This window comes from Protofrankia sp. CiP1_Cm_nod2 (genome assembly GCF_920664355.1).
Lineage (GTDB): Bacteria > Actinomycetota > Actinomycetes > Frankiales > Frankiaceae > Protofrankia.
Genome location: NZ_CAKKTL010000052.1, coordinates 18,630 through 23,498, shown reverse-complemented (window position 1 = coordinate 23,498; position 4,869 = coordinate 18,630). Strand labels below are relative to the sequence as shown.

Sequence of the window (4,869 nt, the reverse complement as noted above, 5' to 3'; positions counted from 1 at the left end):
GGGGGGAACCCGTACCGGGTACGGCCGGTCGGCGCACGTCCCGACGTGTCCACCGCCCGGGCGGTGGTCGGACGGAGGTTCCCGCCGGGCCCGACCGGCGGCCGGGCGGGGGGTTCTCACCAGAGCTACCCGACTGCTACCTGGCGCGGTCGGTACCGGGTTCCGGTGGCTGGCTCGACAGGTCCGGACGGCCGGGGCCCGCGGGCCGCCGCGAGGATGGGCGTCCTGCGAGGATGGGCGCCATGGCCTGGGCGGATCTGCGCGCGTTCCTCGTTCACCTCGAGCGTCACGGCGACCTGCGGCACGTCCGCGTCCCGGTCGACCCGGTCCTGGAGGTCACCGAGATCGTCACGCGGGTGGTGCGGGAGGGCGGGCCCGCGCTGCTGTTCGACCGGCCGCTCGGCGCCGACATGCCGCTGGCCATCAACGTCTTCGGCACCGAGCGGCGGATGGCCGCCGCGCTGGGGGCCGGCAGCCTCGACGAGATCGGCGACCGGATCGCCGCCCTGCTCAGACCCGAGCTCCCGGTCGGGCTCGGCGGGCTGCGGGAGGCCCTGGGCAAGGTCGCCGCGCTGCGGTCGGTGCCGCCGCGCAAGGTCCGGACCGCGCCGTGCCAGGACGTCGTCCTCAAGGGCTCGGACGTCGACCTGCTCCGCCTGCCCGGCGTGCACGCCTGGCCGGACGACGGCGGGGTGTTCCTGAACCTGGGCCTGACCCACACGAAGCATCCTGAGACGGGTCAGCGCAATCTCGGCATGTACCGGCTGCAGCGTCATGACGCCCGGACGGTCGGCATGCACTGGCAGATCCACAAGGACTCCAACGCCCATCATGCCGTCGCCGAGCGCCGCGGGGAGCGGCTGCCGGTGGCGATCGCGTTCGGCTGCGACCCGGCGGTGACCTACGCGGCGTCCGCCCCGCTGCCGGCGGAGATCGACGAGTACCTGTTCGCCGGGTTCCTGCGCGGCGAGCGGGTGGAGATGGTCGACTGCCTGACCGTCCCGTTGCAGGTGCCGGCGAACGCCCAGGTGGTGCTCGAGGGCTGGCTGGAGCCGGGGGAGCGCTTGCCGGAGGGCCCGTTCGGCGACCACACGGGTTTCTACACCCCGGTCGAGCCGTTCCCCGCCCTGCACGTCGACGTGATGACCCTGCAGCGTGACCCGGTCTTCCAGACGATCGTCGTGGGCCGCCCGCCGCAGGAGGACGGGCCGCTCGGCAAGGCGACCGAGCGGATCTTCCTGCCGCTGGTCCGGATGATGATCCCGGAGATCGTCGACTACGACCTGCCGGTCGAGGGCGTCTTCCACAACTGCGCGATCGTCTCGATCGAGAAGCGCTACCCCAAGCACGCGCAGAAGGTCATGCACGCCATCTGGGGCGCCGGGCTGCTGTCGCTGTCCAAGCTCGTCGTGGTCGTCGACGCCGACTGTGACGTCCACGACTACTCCGAGGTGGCGTGGCGGGCGTTCGGCAACGTCGACTACGCCCACGACCTGCTGACCACGGTCGGCCCGGTCGACCACCTCGACCACGCCTCGTACGAGCAGTTCTTCGGTGGGAAGATCGGCGTGGACGCCACCCGCAAACTCCCGACGGAGGGATACCGTCGCGAGGGCGGCTGGCCCGCGGAGGCCGTGATGGACCAGGCGGTCAGGGACAAGGTCGCCCGGCGCTGGAAGGAGTACGGGCTGTGACCATCGTCGACCGGGCCGTCGTTGACGTGACTATCGCTGACGGGACTATCGCCGACCGCTGCTCACCATGGTCCACGGCGGGGATACACCGCTTGCCGGAACGCCTGGGAGATGGTCGTCAGTGAGTGACGCGACGTTCGCCCCGGGGATGCCGGGGCCGGCATCGACGCCTGACGGCCCCGTCCGCGCCTTCCTGCGGGTGGTGGTGATCGAGCATTCGGTGTTCGCGCTGCCGTTCGCCTATGTGGCGGCGCTCGCCGCGTCGTTCGACGCCTCCCGCTCCGTGCACTGGCTGGACATCGCGCTGGTGACCGTCGCGATGGTCGCTGCCCGCACCTTCGCGATGGCGACCAACAGGATCATCGACCGGAAGATCGACGGACGTAATCCGCGGACGGCCGGCCGGGAGCTGGTCACCGGCGCGGTGTCGGTGCGCACGGCCGCGGTCGGCGCCGCGATCGCCCTGGGTGTCTTCGCCGGGTCCGCCGCCGCGCTGTCCTGGCTCTGCCTGGCCCTCGCGCCGCTCGCGGCCGCCCCCCTGATCGTCTATTCGTACGCCAAGCGGTTCACCAACTTCCCGCACGCCGTCCTCGCGTTGGCCCAGGCGGTCGCGCCGGTCGGCGCCTGGATCGCCATCACCGACCGCTGGTCGTGGGCCTCGGTCGTGCTCGGGCTCGCGGTCGGCACCTGGATAGCCGGCTTCGACCTGATCTACGCCTGTCAGGACGCCGAGGTCGACCGTGGCATCGGCGTGGGCTCGGTGCCGGCCCGGTTCGGGATCCGGGCGGCGCTGGCCGCCTCGGTCGTTACCCATGTCGTGACGTTCGCGCTGTTCGTCGTGTTCGGGCTGATGGAGGGCTTCGGCGCGTGGTGGTGGGCCGGGCTGGTGGTGACCGCTGCCGCGTTCTGGTACGAGCACGCGATCGTCTCCGCGGACGACCTGTCCCGGGTGAACCGGGCCTTCCTGACCGCCAACGGGTTCGTCGGCATCGCCCTGTTCGGTTTCGCCGTCCTCGATCTGATCTCCCGCGGCCTGGCCTGGTGACGACCGGCCGCCGCGACGGCCGGGCCACTGCGACGGCCGGGCCACTGCGAGCGGCGGGGATCGTCGAGGACATCATGATTGCCGGAAGTGCGTACGGAAGTGCGTACGGAAGTGCGTACGGAAGTGCGGAAGGTGCCGGAGGGACAGGGACAGGGACAGGGACGCATTCGGGCGACCACCGGCCGCTGGGGCATATCCGGACGGTTGACCGGTTGGCCGGGCACCCGGGCTCCGGGCTCCGGGTATCCGAGTGGTTGGGCGTCCGGGTGGTTGGCCGGACAGTTGGGAGGACGGGGTGCGTCTCGACAGCCGGGACGCGGTGCCGCCGCGGCCGGGTGAAGGCGAACCGCGGCTGCCGTGGGTGGTCGGCGTCAGCGGGGCGAGCGGGACGCCGTACGCGGCGTCGGTGCTGCGCGGCCTGCTGGACGCCGGGCTGCCGGTGGACCTGGTCGTCTCCCGGGCGGCCCGGCTCACCCTGTTGGACGAGACCGGGATCGCCTGGCGGGACAGCACCTGGCCACGGTCCCTGGCCGGCTGGCTCGGCGTGGACCCGTCCGTCATCTCCGAGGCGGCCGCGGCGGATCTGCTCCGTCACTGGTCCTGCAGTGATCTTGCCGCCGGGCCGAGCAGCGGCTCGTATCTGACCAGGGGGATGATCGTCGTCCCCGCGAGCACGGCTGCCGTGGCCGGGATCGCTCTCGGGCTGTCCAAGGATCTGCTGCAACGCGCCGCCGGCGTGACGCTGAAGGAAGGCCGTCGGCTGGTGGTCGTGCCCCGGGAGATGCCGTTCACCCGCTCGACCCTGCTGCACATGCTGTCCCTGCACGACGCCGGCGCGGTGGTGGCGGCCGCCAGCCCCGGCTTCTACGCCGGCGCGACCGACGCGCGCGCGCTCGTGGACTTCGTCGCCGGCAAGGTCCTGGACGCGGCCGGGGTGCCCAACGACCTGCTGCGCCGCTGGACCGGTGAGCTCGGCGCGGCCCGTCGTTCGTCCTCATGATCTTCATTGTGTGATCTCTACGTTCGGGCGGCCATCGCTCTTTCGTGACTCTGGGTACATAAATATGGATAAATGCGTATCCAGGCAAGGCGGTGTAAGGCTGTCATGAGCGCGAGGCGGTGTGGAACTTGACCGGGACGAGGAGGCTGGACGGCCCTGGCCGTACCGCCGCCCATCGTCATGATTTTTGTGCTGCCGGGGGTGGGACGGCGCCGAAGGTGATCAGGCCCGAAGGGGCCGGTGAGCTCGGCGTCACGCGCCGTTCATCTCCATGATCTTTGGGATGGCACGGGACATGACGGGGATGAGAACGTGACGGGGATGAGGGGGCGCGCGGGCTCGGCCCCGCCCGATACCTGCCCTCGTGACCGCCGCGGATCCGGCGGGTCGTACCGTAAATGAGCGGGATCCGTGCTCATCCGGTTCGAGATGCCCGCCGGCAGCTGAAGACCGAACTGGGACGAAGGCGGGCATGACACGCGACAGCGGCGGGAGACAGCGGACGCGGGACAGCGGCACGCGGGCCACGACGGCAGACCTGGACCGGGTGCCGCGTCCTCGGACGCCCGCTTCCAGGGGCGCCGCTGGCGCTTCGGGCGCCTGGATGGGCTGGCCAGCCGGGCGTCCTGTGGCCGGTCAGGCCCCGGCCTCCCTGCGGGTGCAGCTGCCGTATTTCGCCGCGCGGATCGCGGCGCTGCTCGTGATGCTGACCATCCTGCTCATCCTGAGCGTCAACCCTGTCCTCGCGATACTGGCCGGTCTCGTGATCGTGGGTGCGCTGACCTATCCGCTGGGCCGGTCGCAGCGCAGGGCCGCCCAGCGGGCCGCCGCCCGCGCCGGTACCGGCCCGGAGCGCCGATAGCGCCCCTGCGGGCACTGTGGGCACCCCGCTTGCCTCGGGGGGACGCGCGCGTGGCCCCGGGAGCCGGTGGACCCGAGTGACGGGTCGATCAGATCACCGCGACCGCCGCGCCCGTGGCCCCCGGGCGCCGGCAGCTCCCAGGGGCCGGTGGCCCGGTCGGTAACCCCGCGACGAACGGGGGCAGAGGCGAACGGGTACAGGGCGGTGGCCTGTCCGCGCTCCCGCCGGGACGCCGGCGGGCTCTGGGGCGGACGGGTCCTGAGCTGAC

The 4,869-nt window shown here is 72.0% G+C and carries 4 protein-coding genes; all 4 read left to right on the top strand.

Annotation, left to right across the window (positions count from 1 at the left end; translation table 11 throughout):
• Positions 1-242: 242 nt before the first annotated feature.
• The 4 genes from NBW84_RS08245 (at position 243) to NBW84_RS08230 (ending at position 4,601) form a co-directional block, all read left to right on the top strand.
• Positions 243-1,694, top strand: a complete 1,452-nt coding sequence (locus tag NBW84_RS08245) for a menaquinone biosynthesis decarboxylase (RefSeq protein ID WP_250283270.1) — start codon at positions 243-245, stop codon at positions 1,692-1,694.
• A gap of 121 nt (positions 1,695-1,815) precedes the next feature.
• Entirely contained in the window at positions 1,816-2,739 is a 924-nt protein-coding gene (gene mqnP, locus NBW84_RS08240; protein WP_445548548.1) for a menaquinone biosynthesis prenyltransferase MqnP, read from the top strand.
• Positions 2,740-3,034: 295 nt separating this feature from the next.
• Positions 3,035-3,739, top strand: a complete 705-nt coding sequence (locus NBW84_RS08235) for a UbiX family flavin prenyltransferase (protein ID WP_250283269.1) — start codon at positions 3,035-3,037, stop codon at positions 3,737-3,739.
• A 628-nt stretch (positions 3,740-4,367) separates the two neighbouring features.
• Positions 4,368-4,601, top strand: coding sequence for a hypothetical protein (locus tag NBW84_RS08230; RefSeq protein ID WP_250283267.1), 234 nt, complete (start codon positions 4,368-4,370; stop codon positions 4,599-4,601).
• Positions 4,602-4,869 lie beyond the last annotated feature (268 nt).